1 protein-coding gene is annotated in these 1,101 nt (G+C 74.9%); it reads left to right on the top strand.

What is annotated here, in order from left to right; translation table 11 throughout:
• The coding region (locus DW037_RS10415) for an IS30 family transposase (protein ID WP_118373262.1) at positions 1–998 on the top strand (998 nt) is incomplete at its 5' end.
• Positions 999–1,101 lie beyond the last annotated feature (103 nt).

The following is a 1,101-nucleotide window of genomic DNA, read 5'->3' as shown; positions in this document are numbered from 1 at the left end:
CGCACAGGAGGGGCTACGGCTGCTCGAGGAGGCCCAGGGTGTTCTACAGCGCAAGGAGGGCGCAGGAGGCGGCCGACGCCGAGCTCTCGGCGAGCAGGTCCGGGATCGACGAGACCGAGGAGGGCGCCGCCGCCAAGCTCGCGGCCATCAGGGACGGGCTCGCGCGCGGGCTCTCCCCGCAGCAGATAGCGGCGGCGACCCCCGGGCTCAGCGCCTCCACCGTCTACAGGTGGGTGGACGCCGGCTACGACGGCATGACGAACATGGAGCTCAGGCGCAAGGTCGGCTACAGGCCGAGGTCGCGCCGGGCCCCGGGGAGGGCGACGTCGCACTCGGCGCGCAGGTCGCACGCGTCGTTCCTCGCGCTCGGCGAGGACGCCTGCGCCGCGGCCTGGGAGATGGACACCGTCGAGGGCGCCAGGGGCGACTCCGCCAGGCTCCTCACGCTCCTGCACCGCCCGAGCCGCTTCCAGCTGGCCCTGCCGCTGCCGGACGGCACGTGCGCCTCGGTCCTGGCGGCGCTCTCCTCCCTGCGCGGGGTCCTCGGCGAGGACGGCGCGAGGCGCGCCTTCGGCGCCGTGCTCACCGACAACGGGAGCGAGTTCGCCGACGAGGGCGCCATCGCGGCGCTGATCGGCGAGCGGGACGGCGAGACCAGGCTCTTCTACTGCGACCCCCGGCAGAGCCAGCAGAAGGGCGCGTGCGAGAAGAACCACGTCGAGATCAGGAAGCTGCTGCCCAAGGGCGCCGGGGCCAGGTTCGACCGGCTGACGGCGGCGGACTGCGCGCTGCTCATGTCGCAGGTGAACTCCGAGCCGAGGGGGGCGCTCGGGTTCCTGACGCCGGCGCGCGTGCTGCGGATGGCCCTCGGGGAGGACGCCTCCGCCCTCATGGACGCGTTCGGGATAGAGGAGCTGGCGCCCGGCGAGCTCGACCTCACGCCCGGCTGCATCGACAGGGCCAGGGCCGCGAGGGGCGAGGGGCCGCTGGCGGGATAGGCGGCGGGCCGGGACATGGGCCGGAGGGCCCGTTGCGCTGAGTCCGGAACGGCTGCGCGGCGGGCTGGCGGAGCATGCGGCGGCGGCATGGGGGCACCGGCCT

Source organism: Collinsella sp. AF39-11AT (assembly GCF_003474585.1).
GTDB lineage: Bacteria > Actinomycetota > Coriobacteriia > Coriobacteriales > Coriobacteriaceae > Collinsella.
This window is presented reverse-complemented; position numbering and strand designations above follow the sequence as displayed.